At 47.3% G+C, this 18,307-nt stretch carries 10 protein-coding genes; 5 read left to right on the forward strand and 5 right to left on the reverse strand.

Annotated elements, in window-relative coordinates:
- Positions 1-13 precede the first annotated feature (13 nt).
- Positions 14-367 carry an anti-sigma factor family protein gene (locus ACLHR0_RS26820; protein WP_370911312.1) on the forward strand — a complete coding sequence of 118 codons (354 nt, stop codon included), beginning with the start codon at positions 14-16 and terminating at the stop codon, positions 365-367.
- A gap of 37 nt (positions 368-404) precedes the next feature.
- On the opposite strand, the gene ACLHR0_RS26825 is transcribed toward ACLHR0_RS26820, so the two are convergent.
- Positions 405-884 (reverse strand): nucleoside deaminase, encoded by a 480-nt coding sequence (locus tag ACLHR0_RS26825; RefSeq protein ID WP_370911311.1) that lies wholly within the window; start codon positions 882-884, stop codon positions 405-407.
- Positions 885-992: 108 nt separating this feature from the next.
- Positions 993-3,593 (reverse strand): ATP-dependent chaperone ClpB, encoded by a 2,601-nt coding sequence (gene clpB / locus ACLHR0_RS26830; RefSeq protein WP_436490791.1) that lies wholly within the window; start codon positions 3,591-3,593, stop codon positions 993-995.
- Positions 3,594-3,797: 204 nt separating this feature from the next.
- Between clpB and ACLHR0_RS26835 the strand changes: the two genes are divergently transcribed.
- Together ACLHR0_RS26835 and ACLHR0_RS26840 are read left to right on the forward strand one after the other, a co-directional pair.
- Complete coding sequence (locus ACLHR0_RS26835; protein WP_436490793.1) at positions 3,798-6,131, forward strand: right-handed parallel beta-helix repeat-containing protein; 2,334 nt, start codon at positions 3,798-3,800, stop codon at positions 6,129-6,131.
- A gap of 338 nt (positions 6,132-6,469) precedes the next feature.
- The gene (locus ACLHR0_RS26840; protein ID WP_436490795.1) at positions 6,470-7,750 is read left to right on the forward strand and encodes a DUF937 domain-containing protein; all 1,281 of its coding nucleotides are present in this window, start codon (positions 6,470-6,472) and stop codon (positions 7,748-7,750) included.
- A 44-nt stretch (positions 7,751-7,794) separates the two neighbouring features.
- Here the strand turns inward: ACLHR0_RS26840 and ACLHR0_RS26845 are convergent, their stop codons facing one another.
- Together ACLHR0_RS26845 and ACLHR0_RS26850 are read right to left on the reverse strand one after the other, a co-directional pair.
- Positions 7,795-9,708, reverse strand: a complete 1,914-nt coding sequence (locus tag ACLHR0_RS26845) for a DUF3857 domain-containing protein (RefSeq protein WP_436490797.1) — start codon at positions 9,706-9,708, stop codon at positions 7,795-7,797.
- Positions 9,709-9,711: 3 nt separating this feature from the next.
- Positions 9,712-11,727, reverse strand: coding sequence for a transglutaminase domain-containing protein (locus ACLHR0_RS26850; protein WP_436490799.1), 2,016 nt, complete (start codon positions 11,725-11,727; stop codon positions 9,712-9,714).
- 66 nt (positions 11,728-11,793) lie between these two features.
- Here ACLHR0_RS26850 and queG point away from each other — a divergent pair, with 66 nt between their 5' ends.
- Entirely contained in the window at positions 11,794-12,708 is a 915-nt protein-coding gene (queG, locus tag ACLHR0_RS26855) for a tRNA epoxyqueuosine(34) reductase QueG (protein WP_429046615.1), read from the forward strand.
- On the opposite strand, the gene ACLHR0_RS26860 is transcribed toward queG, so the two are convergent.
- Positions 12,705-13,505, reverse strand: coding sequence for a hypothetical protein (locus tag ACLHR0_RS26860; RefSeq protein WP_436490802.1), 801 nt, complete (start codon positions 13,503-13,505; stop codon positions 12,705-12,707). The genes queG and ACLHR0_RS26860 overlap by 4 nt on opposite strands.
- Positions 13,506-13,959: 454 nt before the next feature.
- Here ACLHR0_RS26860 and ACLHR0_RS26865 point away from each other — a divergent pair, with 454 nt between their 5' ends.
- The gene (locus tag ACLHR0_RS26865) at positions 13,960-17,970 is read left to right on the forward strand and encodes a two-component regulator propeller domain-containing protein (protein WP_436490803.1); all 4,011 of its coding nucleotides are present in this window, start codon (positions 13,960-13,962) and stop codon (positions 17,968-17,970) included.
- Positions 17,971-18,307 lie beyond the last annotated feature (337 nt).

Here is an 18,307-nt window from a genome sequence, read left to right on the forward strand (position 1 = left end):
CATCAATAGTGATATGAACGAGCATTTCAACGATATCTTTGTAACTACAAGCTGTCCTACGCAACAGCAGCTGCTTGACTATGTTCAGGGTAAGCTGTCTGCGGAAGAACAACATGAAGTAGAAATGCACCTGTCTGACTGTGAGCTTTGCAGCGATGCATTGGAAGGGCTGGCGGCTATAAAAGATAAGGAGAAGATTCCCGGATGGATTATCCAGATGAGATGGAGTCTTCTTAAAAAAATACACAAACGCTACAGGACCAGGAGAAAATCAGAAAATTATATATCCCTGGCCGTTATTATTCTATGCATCCTTTTTTTACTGCTTGCATTGTTCTGGGCATACCATTTCTCTGTAAAACATTAGCGGGGGGAAGTATTTTTTCCTCCGCCACATTTAGCTGCTAATACAACTTTTTATCCCCCTTTTCTTTCCATCTCCGGAAAACATTCAGCGCCTCCTGATCAGGTAAAGCAATCAGCGGAATTTTTTTATCCGCATGATCCTTCTCTATTTCCCGGTAAATAAATGAATCATCAAAATCAATGGCAGCAGCATCTTCCTTTGTATTGGCGTAGTAAACACGTTGTGGCCTCGCCCAGTAAATAGCGCCCAGGCACATCGGGCAGGGTTCACAGGAAGTATATATTTCACAGTCGTGCAACTGGAAAGTGCCCAGCTTCTTACATGCTTCGCGGATCGCTACCACTTCTGCATGGGCAGTAGGGTCTGTGTTTGCCAGCACCTGGTTCCAGCCCTCTCCTACAATCTCATCTCCCCGCACCACTATCGCACCAAAAGGACCGCCGTCGCCATTGTCCATTCCTTTACGCGACAAGGCAATGGCATGCTGCATAAATCTTCTTTCTCTTTCTCCCGGCATACAGTTACTTTTTGATTTACTCAAATTTAACGAAAGCTGGCCACACATAAAAAAGCCCCGCGAAGAATCGCGGGGCTTATCGTTAACTATGTATCGTCGTATTTAGAATTACTTGTTCCTGATTACTACTACGCCATCAAACACGTCAATCAACACTGGTTTGGATTTATCAATATCTCCTGCCAGTATCTTCTTACTTAACAGGTTAATGATTTCCTTCTGGATGAGGCGTTTCAGCGGTCTTGCTCCAAACTGCGGGTCGTAACCCTGTACAGAAAGATACTCAAGCGCATAGTCTGAAAAGTCCAATATCATGCCATTCTTTGCTACCATATCCTTCAGTTGCTGTAACTGAATGTTAATTATTCCCTTAATTTCACTTCTCAGTAACGGCTGGAACATAATCACCTCATCTACCCTGTTCAGGAACTCCGGACGGATGGTTTGTTTCAGCAATGTCATCACTTCATCTTTCGTTTTATCTACTATTTCTTCGCGGTTGGTATCATCAATATTTTCAAAATTTTCCTGGATAATATGGCTACCCATGTTACTGGTCATGATGATAATGGTATTCTTGAAATTCACCACGCGGCCCTTGTTATCCGTTAACCGGCCATCGTCCAATACCTGTAACAAAATGTTAAAGGTATCCGGGTGTGCTTTCTCAATTTCATCGAGCAGTATCACGGAGTATGGTTTACGGCGTACCGCTTCTGTCAGCTGGCCACCTTCATCATATCCCACATATCCCGGAGGCGCTCCTACCAGGCGGCTTACGGAGTGTTTTTCCTGGTATTCACTCATGTCTATCCGGGTCATCATGTTTTCATCGTCAAACAGGTACTCCGCCAATGCTTTGGCCAGTTCTGTTTTACCAACACCGGTAGTACCAAGGAAGATGAATGAACCAATAGGTCTGCGCGGATCCTGCAATCCTGCGCGGCTGCGGCGGATAGCATCAGACACCGCGATGATAGCTTCGTCCTGTCCTACTACACGCTGATGCAGTTCTTCTTCCAGGTGCAGTAATTTATCCTTTTCACTCTGCATCATTTTTGATACCGGGATACCCGTTGCCTTTGCCACGTTTTCCGCGATATCTTCCGCGTCTACTTCTTCTTTAAGAAGACGTTTATGATTAGCAGATATTTTATTTAGTTCTTCTGTAAGATCTGTTACCAGTTTTTCCTGTTCCTTTATTTTACCATAGCGGATTTCTGCCACCCGGCCGAAATCGCCGTTACGCTCTGCCTGTTCTGCTTCCAGCCGCAGGTTTTCAATCGCTGATTTGGCACTCTGGATCTGGTCAACCACTTCCTTCTCTGCCTGCCATTTTGCTTTGAATGTATTCCTTTCTTCTCCAAGCCGTGCTATTTCTTCACCCAGCTCACGCAATTTATCTTCGTCGTTTTCTCTCTTAATCGCTTCTCTTTCAATTTCCAGCTGACGGATCCTTCTTTCCAGTTCATCCAGTTCTTCCGGCATGGAATTCATTTCCAGCCTCAGTTTAGCCGCGCTTTCATCGATCAGGTCAATAGCCTTGTCCGGTAAAAAGCGGTCTGTTATATAGCGCTGCGATAATTCTACCGCAGCAATAATTGCTTCGTCTTTGATGAGTACGTGGTGGTGACTTTCGTATTTCTCTTTCAGTCCACGCAAAATGGAGATGGCATCTTCCACGGAAGGTTCATCTACCAACACCTTCTGGAAGCGGCGTTCCAGGGCTTTATCTTTCTCAAAATATTTCTGGTATTCGTTCAGGGTGGTAGCACCAATGGCCCGGAGTTCCCCTCTTGCCAGGGCCGGTTTCAGGATGTTGGCCGCATCCATTGCGCCTTCCATAGCGCCTGCGCCTATCAGTGTGTGGATTTCATCTATAAAGAGGATGATTTCCCCGTTACTTTCGGCTACTTCCTTTACCACGCCTTTCAATCTTTCTTCAAACTCACCACGGTATTTAGCGCCTGCCATCAAAGCGCCCATGTCGAGGGCATAGATGATCTTTGATTTCAGGTTTTCGGGCACGTCACCATTAATGATCCGGTGGCCCAATCCTTCTACGATAGCGGTTTTACCGACACCTGGTTCACCTACCAGGATGGGGTTGTTTTTAGACCTGCGGGAGAGGATATGCAGGGTTCTGCGGATCTCCTCATCACGGCCGATCACCGGGTCGAGCTTTCCTTCCCGGGCCATTTCATTCAGGTTCTTGGCGTATTTCTGAAGCGTGTTATACTGGGTTCCACCGCTTTGGGAATTAACGGTATCTCCTTTACGGAGTTCCCGGATAGCGGCTTTGAGACCTTTTTCAGTAAGACCGGCATCTTTCAGTAATTTGGCCGTATCATCGTTACCGCCGAGGATGCCCAGGAGCAGGTGCTCCACGCTTACAAATTCATCTTTAAATTCTTTTATGGCCGCTCCTGCACGGAGGATCACGTTATTGGCGTCGCGACTGAGCGACTGGCCGCCTTCACCTCCTACCATGCGGGGGTATTTATTGATCTGCTCATTTAGCTTATTGTTTACAAATGAGGTGTTTACATCATTCTTTTTCAATAAGTATTCAATCGGGCTATCTTCATCATTTAACAAAGCTTTGAGCAGGTGCCCGGTTTCAATCGACTGATTCTGATTATTAAAGGCCAGTTGCTGGGCCTGTTGCAGTATTTCCTGCGATTTTATAGTGAAATTATTCAAGTTCATATCTGTTGTTTTTTCTCCTTTTTTGATGTTATCAAACGTCTTCTGGTAACAACAAACCATGATCCAATGTTGCAACTCCGGAAATTATGACATATAAGGGAAAGGATTACTGCATTTTTAGCAGAAAATTAGCCTAGTAACTGCTAATTTTTCATTATAACCGCCCGTTTATTCCGGGTATATTTATGGTTTACCTCTGATGTTATGAAAAATATATTTGCCTGTATCGTATGTGCAGTACCGTTATTCCTGTTCTCCCCTGTGCTGCTGGCGCAAAAGAAGCCGGCCATACCACTGCTGGTATCTGCCCATCCCTCTGCAAAGGATGGCAAACCGCCTATGAGTTTAAAGACCGCCATGGGGTTGGCGCATACTTACCAGCAGCAGCAACCCGGAAGAAGTATTGAAATACAATTCCAGCCCGGTACCTATTTCCTGGATAGCACCCTGCTGATAACCGCGGGCTGTTATAATGGTAACATTACGTTCCGGCCGGCCGGAAAACCAGGCACGGTAACTTTCAGTGGAGGAAAGCCATTGCAGTTGCAATGGACACCCTGGAAGAATGGCATATACAAAGCCTCCGTGGACATTCCTTTTGAGTTCAGCCACCTTTATATTAACAATAAACAACAGATCCGGGCACGTTATCCCAACTACGACAGCAGCGCAAAACATTATAACGGTACCGCTGCAGATGCGTTGAGTCCTGCCAGGATAAAGACCTGGCAACATCCCGAAGGCGGCTATGTACACGCCCTCCACCGCTCAGAATGGGGTGGTTATCATTACCGCATCACCGGCGTGAACACAGATGGTACGCTCCAACTGGAAGGCGGCTACCAGAACAATCGCCAGATGGGTATGCATGAACAGCACCGCTTTGTAGAAAATATTTTTGAAGAACTGGACGCGGGAAAAGAGTGGTTCTATGATAAAGCCACTAAAACGCTTTACTATAAACCGGCAGCGGACATTAACCTGAAAACGGCTGACGTAGTGGTTTCCAGGTTCTCTGAAATCGTCGTTCTGAAAGGAGATGCAGCGCATCCGGTTAAAGATATCACGTTTAAGAATATACGTTTTGCGCATACCAATGCCACGTTTATGGATACACGGGAACCGCTGCTGCGGAGCGACTGGGCCATATACAGGGGTGGAGCGGTGTTGTTGGACGGCACGGAAAACTGCGTTATCACCGGCTGTGAATTTGACTATAACGGGGGTAATGCTGTATTTGTCAGCAACTACAACCGCCATGCTGATATCAGTCATTGTAACATCCATGATGCCGGTGGCAGCGGTATCTGTTTTACGGGCAACCCCGATGCCGTAAGAGCGCCCTTATTTGAATACCAGCAATCCCCCGTATTTGCCGGCATGGATACAGCAGCAGGTCCGCAAAGCCTCAACTATCCCGATTCCTGCCTGGCATACGATAATCTTATTTACCGTACCGGCCGCATAGAAAAACAAAGCGCCGGCGTGCAGATCTCTATGGCAATGGACATCACTGTTTCACATAATACCATATACGATGTGCCGCGTGCAGGCATTAACGTTAGTGAAGGTACCTGGGGCGGGCACCTCATCGAATACAATGATGTATTCAATACTGTGCTGGAAACCGGCGACCACGGGGCGTTCAACTCCTGGGGCCGCGACCGCTGGTGGTATCCCGACCGGCAGGTGATGGACAGCATGGCTGCATTGCATCCATGGCTGGTGAAACAGGATGCTGTGAAAACAAATATACTCCGCAACAACCGCTTCCGTTGTGATCACGGCTGGGATATTGACCTGGACGATGGCTCTTCCAATTATCACATTTATAATAATGTTTGCTTAAACGGCGGGCTTAAACTAAGGGAAGGATTTTTCCGTACTGTAGAAAATAATGTGATTCTCAACAACTCTTTTCATCCGCATGTGTGGTTTGAAAACAGCCACGATATTTTCCGCTATAATATTGTAGGCAGCAGTTATAAACCGATTGGCATCAGGTATTGGGGAGATATCATCGACTTTAACGTATTCCCGGATGCAGCGGCCATCAATACTCCTACGGATAAACATTCACAGACAGGTGACCCCTTGTTTGTGTCCCCTGCAACGGGCGACTACCGGGTAAAACCAGGATCACCGGCGTTGAAAGCCGGGTTCAAAAATTTCCCAATGAACCAGTTTGGCGTGGTATCGGCTAACTTAAAAGTGCTGGCTAAAAAAGCACCGCTGCCGGTACTAAAAGCAGCCACTGATGCTTCATCCACCATCAGCAATTGGCTGGGCGCGCAGGTGAAGAACATAGAAACACTGGGCGAACGCTCGGCTGCTGGCTTACCTGATAATAAAGGCGTGTTCCTGGTGGCCGTACCCGGAAGTTTTAAATATGCCGTAAAAACAGGCGATGTGATTTTACAGCTTGGAGAACGAAGTGTGAATAACGTGGATGACCTGCTAAAAGCAAGCACTTTCTATACAGATAAAAAAGTACCGCTGGTAGTATTCAGAAATCAACAGCGGGTTACTGTCAATTGATATAGGGGGTTGTTCCTTTGAGCGCTCAAAGGAACAACCTTTCCTTTATTCCTATCCTTTGGCCAGCTCCTGGCTTTACCTCTTCTGCAGCTTTGTTTAATTATACCTCGCCGGAATTACCGGGAAATATACATCTTGTTATAAATCAACATCTTGCGGACAATCATTTAGATGTTAGAACTTATATCCGGATGTTTATTATTGAGGTAATCAAACAACACGGCGGCCTCCGTTGTTATAAAAGTCCTTGAAACACAAACTGTACATTCCTGCTTACGGCCGGATGATTCAGCCTAAAAAACTGGTCACCACATTCTTCATCACTAAACCCTACAATTATGTCTTTCGATTTACTGGAAAGCGCTAAAAGTATTTTCAACAGCAATGTCGTTAGTCAGGCCTCCTCACAACTCGGAGAAAGTGAAGGCGGCATTCAGAAAGCCATCAGCGGTATCATACCGGTTGTTTTAACCGGCCTTCTCAATAAGGCGGGGTCCTCCGGAAGCGCCGGCGGTTTGCTCGACCTCGTGAAAGGAGCAGCGGGTGATGCCAACCCTTCCGCCATTACGGGTGCGCTGCAGGGTGGTGCCGGGGGCCTGCTCAGCAAAGGCGCCGATTTGTTACGCAGCCTGTTCGGCGATAAAGTGAATTCCATTATCGGTATGTTATCTTCCTATGCCGGTATCAAGGAATCGTCTGCCAGTACCCTGCTGCAATCCGCTACCCCTGCTACGCTTGGTACAGTAGGACAATACGCCGCCCAAAACAATCTATCTCCCAATTCCTTTCTTTCCCTGCTGGACTCACAAAAAGATAAAATACTTGGCGCTATACCCGGAGGACTGAACATTGCCGGCGTACTTGGTTTGGCGAATATCGGCGACCTCGGTAAAAAGCTCGGCAGCCTGCTGCATATGGACACCGCTACTACCACCGGCGGCGCTGTAAATATCAAACCGGATGCAAAACCCGGCAGCAGCCGCTGGATATGGTCACTGCTGCTCATTCTCATTGCCATCATCCTGTTGTGGTACCTGATGCGCGGTTGCGGCGCCAATAAACACGACGGCGTTCCTGTTACGGACAGCGTTACCACCAGCCAGATTGCAGATTCGGCTACCATGGCGGTTACAGAAGGCGGTCCGGTGATTACCCGTGAAAGCATTAAGGTTACCCTTCCCGATGGCGTTGTATTGGATGCCTATAAAGGGGGTATAGAAGATCAGCTGGTGGTGTTCCTGAAGGACAACAGCCGTCCGGCCGGCAAAGATGTATGGTTTGACTTCGATAACCTCAACTTCAAAACCGGCAAGGCTGAACTAACGGAAGAAAGTATGAAACAGGTAGGCAATATTGCCGCTATTATGAAAGCGTTCCCTAAAGCCAAAATAAAGATTGGTGGTTATACTGACCGCACGGGCGACAGCACCAGTAACCTGCGGCTGTCTAAAGAACGTGCGGAATCTGTAGTTGCGGCATTAAAGAAAAGTAACACCAATCCGGCACAGTTACTCGGCGCAGAAGGCTATGGTTCACAGTTTGCAAAGGCAGCAGCTGATGCTTCTGAAGAAGAAAAGAAAAGAGACCGGCACATTTCTGTAAGTGTTCGCGAAAAATAAAATCCTATAAGCAAAAAGGGAAGGCTGAATGGCCTTCCCTTTTTTTATTCTTTTACCAGCACCAGCCGGCTTCTGTCTGATTTTAGCATAGTGGCATAGAACTTCACCAGCTCGGGGTAGTCTGCCGCCGGGAAAATCCCCGCCTTTCTTTCCACTTTTCGTATATAGTTCAGCGTATTCCCTTTGATAGAAACCGCAGCATTATAACTGCCGAATTTAGCGGTTACAGATACCGGCGCCGGGAGCGATTCCGGTTTATATCCCGCGGGTAAAGTGATCGTCACGCTATCCACATCCCGGTAAGCAAAATCAAACTGGATATCCGATTTGCGGGTGGTGTCAGGTTCCAGCTTCACCCCATCGCGTGTGAGGATATTGGGAACCAGGAACATTCGTTTACCCGTTACCGTTGCATAGTTATTTCCTTTGATGCCTAATTTCTCTTCAATGGAAGGAATAGGTGTTTCCAGCTCTGTACAGTGATAATTATTGATATCATAACTGGAAAGATCCAATCCTTTACGCAGTTCCTCCAGTTGTTTTTCCGGGCTCAGTGAATGCAACATGTCACGTAAATCATCCTGCTGAAGACCACTGTAAACGGTTGTTGCTTTAATATCGATGTTACCTGTAGCATCAATAACGGCATCCACATGGCGGATCTGTTCATTGCAATCCATTCCGTAAGCAGGGGTACGTATTAATTTGCTGTCGGTTGCATCTACCAGGAGTACCGGCCGGTTGTCGGTAAAGGAGCCTAGGTATCCGGCGGGGGCGGTGTTACTGGTACATTCCAGCCAGGTAGTATCTTTCTCACCGGGTACACAGAGTATCTCGTGGTTAAACTGGGAAGACGGGAAATCTTCGCGCAGGGTATGCTCATCGTCTCCTGCTTTTACCAGTACACAATTTGATTTAATCCCCGCTTCTTTCAGTAACGCCATCATATAATTAGACAAGGCCTTACAATCGCCATAGCCATTAGCAGCCACAGATGCCGCATCAAAGGTTTGCCATCCGCCTATGCCTAACTGGATACTGATATAACGATTATTTTTCTGAAGAAATTTATACAGTACCCTGATCTTTTCCTGGCGGCTGCTGATACCATCAACCAGTTCATGTACTTTGGCTTTGATATTGTCCGGCAACACATCCCGGCCTGCATTAAGCTGGTATGCAAAGTTTCCGAAATCTTTCCAGGTGGTCATTTTACCCTTATAGCTCCCCAACTCAAAATCCGTTGGAGCCAGAAAAACGCACGGAGTACGCTGGTACAATTCAACCGGGTAAATTTCATATTTCCTGGCAGGCAACTGGTTGACTTCCCATGTGATTGTTTTGTTGCCTTTCTCCGTGGCGACGACTGGTTTACCCTCATAGAGATAACTGCGGTAACGCAATTCATAGTTCTCCGGGTAAATAACCGTCAGCCTGCTTTTTTCAACAGCCGTGTAAATACTCGGCTGCGCCTGCAAACCAGGTATCCCGTATATTGTATTGAGACGCAGCTCAATGGTATATTCCACCGTATAGGGGTATACGTTATAGTAGAACTGGTGAAGCTTCGCACGGGTATCAGACATCAGGCTGCCATCCCCTACCGCACTTATATCGCGGATATCGCTTTGTTTCAAACGTTTCAACTGCTTGCCTTCAGCATCATATAAGGCGCCACTAATAGAGCGGATCTCTGACAGCTTATTATAATACATCCCCATTTTCATATGTTCAGCCCCTGCCTCATCCAGCACAGTAACCACGTAATGAGAAATATAACGGGCATCTGTAAGATCGTTTATTTTCAACGTAGCCTCATCTAACCTTTTTACCAGGTGCGCATTGGCCCTTAATGAATCAGGAATAGCGCTCACCGGATAAAACGGTTCTCCTGCCCGCACTATCTGCGACACGGTAAACAGGAAAAACAGGATGGCAATCGATAATTGCTTGCGCATATTTTACTTTTTCTTTTTTAACACAATTTGTTCTGCTTCTTTCTTTACTACCAGGTCATAAAAATCGCGCAGGGTCGGGTATTCTTCCGGCCCAAAGTTGGCTTTGTTTAATTTTACCCGGCAGCGCAGCTGTATGTGGTTTTCTGTTTGCTGGATAAGGTATTGAAACAGCCCTTCATCTCCATTATAATTCGCTGCAGCAGATTTCGGCATTTCATCTACTACATATCCTTCGGGCACTTCCATATTAAAGGAATATACTTCATCAGACACGCTGTTCATTTCTACGGGGAACTTACGCTCCATCGCTTTAAAAGGATTGCTTTTATAGGCTTCCGACAGCAGCGGGTTGATGTATAGTACTTCGCCGTCGCCTACCTGCATTTTAAAATCGTACTTTACCATCACAGGTGACTCCAGTTCTTTCAGATCCTCTACCGCCTTATTCTCCAGTTCTATTTCACCGGTATAGGATTTTGCTATCCGTTTAAAAAATTCTTCGGGGTCTTCATCTTTTACAGCCGTCCGTATTTTGTAAGACTCAAAGTAGGTGGGCCGTTGCATAAAAGTGCCCGACACCATGCCGTTTTCTATCTTCCCCAAAATTACACTGGTAAACCGCTGTTCCTTCAGGGAATCCGCTCCCAGGATCACAGGGGTGGCAAAGTCATCCAATGAACGGGCGGCGCCATTGTAGCACTCTGCCGGAAGTTTTCCGAAGCCCAGCAACGGTTTTGAGGCATCCAGCTTCAGGTATTCTTCTCCCAGGTTCACGCCGGCAATTACGTAGTTAAAGTGGGTATATAAAGGATAGAACTGGTATACATATCCATTGCTGCGGGTACTCAGCAGCAGCGGGGTAGCAAAAAGGTTTGCTTTCTTCAGCATCGCCACCAGCAACATGTTGATGTCGGATACGTTGCCGTTCTTTGAATTAAAAACGGTTTTGAGCGACTTGCCCATCCACAGGGCGCTGTGATCCGTGCAGGTAAAATTATCGCGGACCCAGGTATAAATTTTCTGTACTTTCTCCTTATCGGTTTTAGCGTCTTTTACCAGCTCTTCTACTTTATCGGAAAGAAAACCGTTGTTTGTGGTCAGTACTTTGCCCAATTCTTCTTCCTTCATCAGGTCTTTCATCAGCTCTTCCCAGGTACTCTGCACCGGCTTACGCGGCTCTCCCGGCCAGTTATAGGCAGATAACTGGAATTCCACCCTGTTAACATAGTTATCGGTAGTAGTGATATAGCTCTCGTTATAAATCGGCGGCACATCTTTCAGCGCCCATTTATAGGTGGTGATAGAAGGCGTTACCGTTACCAGGTTGGAAGGCCCGGTAGACCCCTGTGACTCGTTACGGAAAGTAAAGGTAGAACGGGAATAGGTTTTCGTTTTTACCACATAGGGCTCATATCCCTGTGGAATGAGCATATAGTCGAAGTATTCCGGGATGGCTACGCTGTATTCGCTCCACAGGCAGGGATATTTTCCCTGGAAATCCCAGGCGCGTAAATGCCGGTAAAAGGGAGAGGCGATAGAAAAGGTGTATTCAATAATAGACCCTTCCTTTACAGCGGGCAGGGTGAATTTCTTTACCAGCAGGGATTTATCCTGCTTGTCGTTGAATACGTTTTTGCTTTCCATCCTGGTTTCTACCACTTCCCCGTTTTCGAGGTTGTAGGCAGCCGCTTTCAGGTTCAGTAATTTCTCTTCCGATGTTTCTGATTTATATATCGGTACGTGAACGGTGGCCTCATCATAGCCGTTTTTATCAACGATCTTAATGCGCCGGTGTACTTTGTACACCAGGCGAAGGTCGTTTCCATCCGACTCAAAAATGGAGGAGCCTATCTCAGACAGGATAATGGCGTGGGCGCCGGTATCTTTCTCTGATCTATTAATAGCAAATTCTTCTTTGGACACTTTTCCAAATTTCATTTTACTTCCGTCCTGGGCAAAGGTGGACAGGGCGAACAAACAGCTGGCAATGGGAGCCAGCATAACAAAGGTATAGCGCATCAGTTAACAGGCATATGGGATATATATGCGGGTCGAAGATATAAATAATATGCTAATTTTGCCCGGATGACCCACACTTTATTCATAAAAGAGCTGGCAAAAGAGTTAGGATTTGACCATTGCGGCATTGCGAAGGCAGTGCAGCTGGATGACGATGCCCGCCGGCTGGAAACCTGGCTGAATAAAGGCATGCATGGTAACATGCAGTATATGGAGCATCATTTCGACAAAAGGATAGATCCCCGTAAGCTGGTCGACGGCGCGCAGTCGGTGATCACCCTGTTGTTTAACTACTTCCCTTCCGAACAGCAGCGTGCCGACGCCCCGCGCATCTCCAAATATGCTTACGGCCAGGATTATCATGAGGTGATCCGGGCGCGGCTCAAAACGATGTTGCTGCGGATGCAGGAGCGGATAGGTCCCGTGCAGGGCCGGGGATTTGTGGACTCCGCCCCCGTGCTGGAACGCGCCTGGGCCACCCGCAGCGGATTAGGCTGGATCGGCAAAAACGGGAACCTTATCCATAAACAGGCCGGTTCCTTCTTTTTTATAGCGACCCTGATTACCGACATCGAACTGGAATACGACGGTCCGGTGGCCGATTACTGCGGCTCGTGTACCCGCTGCCTGGATGCCTGTCCTACGGAAGCGCTGGTAGCGCCGGGTGTAGTGGATGGCAGTAAATGTATTTCTTACTTTACCATAGAGCTGAAAGAACAATTGATCCCCGATAAAATGAAGGGACAATTTGATAACTGGATGTTTGGCTGCGATACCTGCCAGGACGTTTGTCCCTGGAACCGCTTCTCCAAAGCCAACCAGGAAGCGGCGTTTACACCCGTGCCGGCGATCCTGAACTTTTCTACCCGCGATTGGGAGGAGCTGACAGAAGAAGCTTTTAAAGACATCTTCCGTCATTCTCCTCTCAAACGCAGTAAGTTTGCCGGTATCAGGAGAAATATCAACTTCCTGAACACCTAGCGACTGGCCGCTTTAATCAGCCATTGGGTCAGGTCTGTTGCTGCTTCATAGTTTTGGAAAGATGCCGGCAGCTTCTTTCCGTCCACATATTCGTTATAAAACCAGGGGTCGCCAACGGCGAAAACCTTGCCTTTTCCCACTTCAGCTACTGCCATAACAACGTATTCACCATCCTTGTAAACCGCTCGTGCAGGGGCTTTCAAGGTCAAAGTGGATAATTCCTTGATGTACACCTGCCGGCCAGCCTGGAATATTTCATGTCCGGCCGGGATCCGGAAAGTACCCTGCTCCCAGTTTTTGCCTTTTACACGGTTGCGGCTGTCGCCATTAAAATGGATCCCAAATTTTTCACTCAGCTTGTTAAAGTGCGAAAATTCCGCGTTGGCAGAATCGTTCTCCAGCAATACCAGCACCCCGCCAGCCTTTACCCAGTTATAAATACTGCTGGCGTCCTTTTCATTCATATAGTTCGGCGTGGGCGATTCCTTGTCCGTGTCCGGATCAATGATCATATAAATATCCGTGTGTTTCAGGTTGGCGGCCGTGGGCGCCTGCAGCAGGCTATCCCTTTTCACCCCGAGGGAGTCGAAAATATGCCCCCAGAGCGACACGCCGCCGTTGTCCGTCTCGCCCCAGATGTAATGCCACCTTACGGGATTGCCGGCATTGTCCTTTTTGAATTCATTATTGTAATAATAATCCAGCGTAACGGTGAGTTCCCTGGCAGGCGGCTGCTGCGCGAAGGCGGCCAACCCCGTTCCTCCCAGCAGCATCATACATAAAATAATACGTTTCATGGTTTTCATATTGGCAAAAAAGTACTCAATAATCTTCAAAGATTATAGCCCCCAAAGCGTGAAATTATCCAGCCAGGGGGAAAAATATCGCCCTGTGGTGTTTTTTACTTTTTTTTAAATAATGTTTGCTAATTTCTTGACAATCGTTTTACCTTAACCTACTTTTGTAGTAAAGTGAACGCAAAACCCCATAACAAACCGCAAAATATCATTTATCATATACCGGCTATGCCGGATTTTAGCTGATTAACTTTTTATGGACCTGAGTGCCATAACGTGGAATTTTAGCAATAAAGGTCGAATTCTTTCGACCTTTCTTTTTTTATATCCGTTTTATGTTATATTGCCGGGCAATTCTATTAATTGTCAGACCAACAATTTTTCAACCAGGTAAGGTGTGTACATGCGGAAGCGGGTCTTAATATTCATCTTGTTATTCCTCCATACTTTGGTAATGCGGGGACAAACACTCCCCTATCAATTCAACCGGATTGATATCAACCAGGGGCTGTCCAACAACCAGGTTAACTGTGTTTTCAGGGATAGTATGGGTTTCATGTGGATTGGTACTGTATCAGGACTGAACCGGTTCGACGGGTATCACTTCACCGTATACCAGCATGATCTGCGCGACACCACTTCTGTTTCCGACAATAACATCAATAAAATCATGGCCGGCCCGGGGCAGCAGCTCTGGATCCGGACCCGCTCGGGGATGAATATCTATGATCCTGTAACGACCCGTTTTAACCGGCGCCCCGAAAACATTCTGCGTCAGTGGGGCTTTTCCGGAAACGTGGTTACCGATATTGTGAAAGACCCGTCCGGCGGATATTGGTTCCTGCATCCGTCAGCAGGCATTTTCCTGGTAAATAACGGGAACAGGGCGCAACAGTTTACACACACCAGTGATGGTGGCAGCATTGGCACCAACAGCGTATCGGCACTGCTACCCGGCCAAGCCGGGCATTACTGGCTGCTGCACAGCAATGGCCTGCTGGAAAAGATGGACGCCCGCAGTCACCGCATCGTTTACCGCAACAACACGCTCGTGAGGCCAGACATTGCCGGCGCCACCTGGTCGATGGTGGCGGATGCCGACGGCGACCTGTGGTTATTCAGTACCAATGAAGACAACGGCGTTTACTTTTTCGATATCCGCTCCCAACAGTTCCGGCATATTGATCAGAATACCCCCGGCCTTGCGCTGAACAACAACATTGTAAGAGGGGTGGTTGCCGACAATAACGGGTTAATATGGATAGGTACCGATCATGGCGGCATTAATATCATTAATAAGAAAGCACAAAGCATCCGTTATATTGAGAATATCAACGAAGATGAACGCAGCCTGAGCCAGAACAGTATCAACGCCCTTTATAAAGATAATACCGGCATTATATGGATCGGGACCTTCAAAAAAGGATTGAACTATTACCATGAAAACATGGTAAAATTCCCGCTGTATCAATACCAGGCGTATAGCCGTAATAGTTTGCCCTATAACGATGTAAACAGGTTTGTGGAAGACGCGGCCGGCAATTTATGGATAGGCACCAATGGCGGGGGCCTGATTTACTATGACCGCAGCCGCAACACGTTTACCCAATACCGGCACGACGCCGGTAACAACAACAGCATCGCCGGCAATGTAATTGTAAGCCTTTGCATAGATCACAACAAACAACTATGGGTAGGCACCTACTTCGGGGGCCTGGACCGGTTCGACGGCAGCCGTTTTATTCATTATAAACATGACCCGGCAGACAGCAACAGCGTAAGCGATAACAGCATCTGGGAAATACTGGAAGACAGTCGCCACCAGCTGTGGATCGGCACCCTCGGTGCGGGACTTAACCGGCTGGACCCTGCCACCGGCCGGTTCCAGCGTTTTCCGCAGGTAAAATCCACGTACATTGCCGCCCTGCTGGAAGACCGGCAGGGGAATCTCTGGATAGGTACTTCCGATGGTATCGATGTGCTACACCTGGCCACCGGCGTTTTCAAACATTACAACAACGTTCCCGGTGTAAACGGCAGCCTGAGTCATAATAACGTAGTATGCATTTTCCAGGACAGCCAGCAACGCGTATGGATAGGCACCCGCGAAGGACTGAACCTGTTCAGTCCAAAAAACAATAACTTCCGCACCCTTCGCAAAGAAGACGGTCTGCCGGACAATTCTGTCCTGAACATCCTTGAAGCCAACGATCACAGCTTGTGGATGAGTACTCCCAATGGTTTGTCTAATATGAAGATCGGGCCGGACGCCTTTACCTTTAAAAATTATGACGAATCCGACGGGCTGCAGGGAAAAGACTTCAACGAAAACGCCGCGTTGAAAACCAGTCGCGGGGAACTGATCTTTGGCGGCGGCAACGGGTTTAACCTGTTTTATCCAAACGCCATTGCCCTGAACAACAATATTCCGCCGGTAGTGCTCACCGATCTGCAGATATTTAACAAAAGTGTGCTGCCGGGCGAAAAGATCAACGGGCGGGTGTTGCTGAAAGCGGCTATCCCGGAAACACAAAGCATCACCCTGAAACCCGGTGAAAACGTGTTTTCCATTGAATTCGCGTCCCTGAATTATTTCCACCCGGAGAAAAACAGGTATGCATATATGCTGGAAGGATTTAATAAAGACTGGCTCTATACCGACGGTATGGAAAGGAAAGCCACCTTTACCAACCTGGATCCCGGGGATTATACCTTCCGGGTAAAGGCCTCCAATAATGATGGTGTATGGAATGAAAAAGGAATTACGCTGAAAATAAAAGTACTTCCCCCCTTCTGGAAAACCTGGCCCGCCTTCCTGGGTTATGTATTGCTGATACTGGGCGCCCTGTTGCTGGCCCGCCGCATCATACTGGAACGGGAAAGACTGAAATTCAGGATGGAGCAGCAAACACAGGAAGCCGCGCGCATGCATGAGCTGGATGCCCTGAAGATCCGTTTCTTCACCAACGTAAGCCACGAGTTCAGAACGCCGCTCAGTTTAATCATCACCCCGCTGGAAAAGATTATCCGGCAAACATCTGAAAGCAGCCTAAAAGTGCAGCTGGAACTGATGCAGCGGAATGCACGGCGTTTACTCAACCTGGTAAACCAGTTACTCGACTTCCGTAAAATGGAAGTCCAGGAAATAAAACTCCATACCGCCGAAGGCGATATTATCGGTTTTGTAAAGGACCTCACCTCGTCATTTTCGGACTTGTCTGATAAAAAGCATATCCAGCTTAACTTTCAGAGCAATGTACAGGAGCTGAAGATGTTGTACGATGCAGATAAAATAGAGAAGATCATCTTTAACCTGCTTTCCAATGCTTTTAAGTTTACGCCTGAAAATGGCAGTATATCCGTTTACGTTAGCTACCAGGAAACAACCTCGCAACTGGAAATTGCTGTCAAAGATAATGGTATTGGTATTCCCCCGGAGAAGCAGGAGTATATCTTTGAAAGGTTCTTTCAACATGAAGTACCGGCATCTATGGTAAACCAGGGAAGCGGGATCGGCTTATCCATTACAAAAGAGTTTGTGAAATTGCATGGTGGCAGCATTACGGTAGACAGCGCCCCTGAAATGGGCAGCTGCTTCACTGTATACCTGCCGGTTAAAACGGCTGCTGTTGCTGTTCCCGGCGCCGTACAGGAAACAATTCGTACTACCACCGCCGTTACACCGGCCGCCACCGTGAACAGTAACTCTAAAAAACCGGTGGTTTTACTGGTAGAGGATAATGAGGATTTCCGTTTTTACCTGAAAGATAATCTTACCCAGTACTTCCAGATCATAGAAGCCGAAAACGGGCTTGCAGCCTGGAAACTGCTGCAGCAAACACTCCCGCACCTGATTGTAAGCGACATTTCCATGCCGGAAATGGATGGATTGGAACTATGTAAAAAGGTGCGCGCACAACAGCGCACGGCACACTTACCCATTGTATTGCTTACGGCCAGGGCCGAAGAAGCCCAGCAACTGGAAGCGCTGGAAACCGGGGCATCTGATTACATCACCAAGCCTTTTAACTTCGAGGTGCTGCTTTCGCGGATCAAAAACATTATCTCCCAGCAATCATCTCTCAGAAAAACATTCCAGCAGTATATAGAAGCCAACCCGGGGGAAATAGCTATTTCATCTGCCGATGAACAATTTATCCAGCAGGCTTTACAAATTGTAGAGAAGAATATCTCCAATCCCGACTTCTCGGTGGAAGAACTGAGCAGGGCGCTTTTCATGAGCCGGGTATCTGTTTATAAAAAGATCCTGGCCCTTACCGGCCGGTCGCCCATTGAATTTATCCGGGGGATCCGCTTAAAGCGGGCCGCCCAGCTGCTCGAAAAAAGCCAGCTTACCGTAGCCGAAGTAGCTTATGAAGTAGGATTCAACAACCCAAAATACTTTACAAAGTATTTCAAGATGGAATACAATGTACTCCCCTCCGTTTATGGGAAGAAGAAATAATACCACTACTACAATCCTACATCATTCGCCTAAACAACAAATTTGCCCTATTAAATAACGAAATGCGCCCCATGCCTACGGGATGCAATGGATAATTTTGTGGACTGACTATTAAACCTGACTATGTTCAAGCAAAACTTTAAACGAAGCAACCGCCTGTATCTGCTGATTGAAATCCTGCTGTACTGCGTGATCACCGGTTTGCTCATTGGCCTCTTCTTCTTATAACAGCCTTAAAACCAGCCTGTTCCTTCTCCATACGTTAACATTTAATGCCCTAACCGGAATCAATTAATTACCTCGCTGCTACAAACGGTTAACATAATCGCCCTACATC

Source organism: Chitinophaga sp. ARDCPP14 (assembly GCF_051362515.1).
Classification (GTDB): domain Bacteria; phylum Bacteroidota; class Bacteroidia; order Chitinophagales; family Chitinophagaceae; genus Chitinophaga.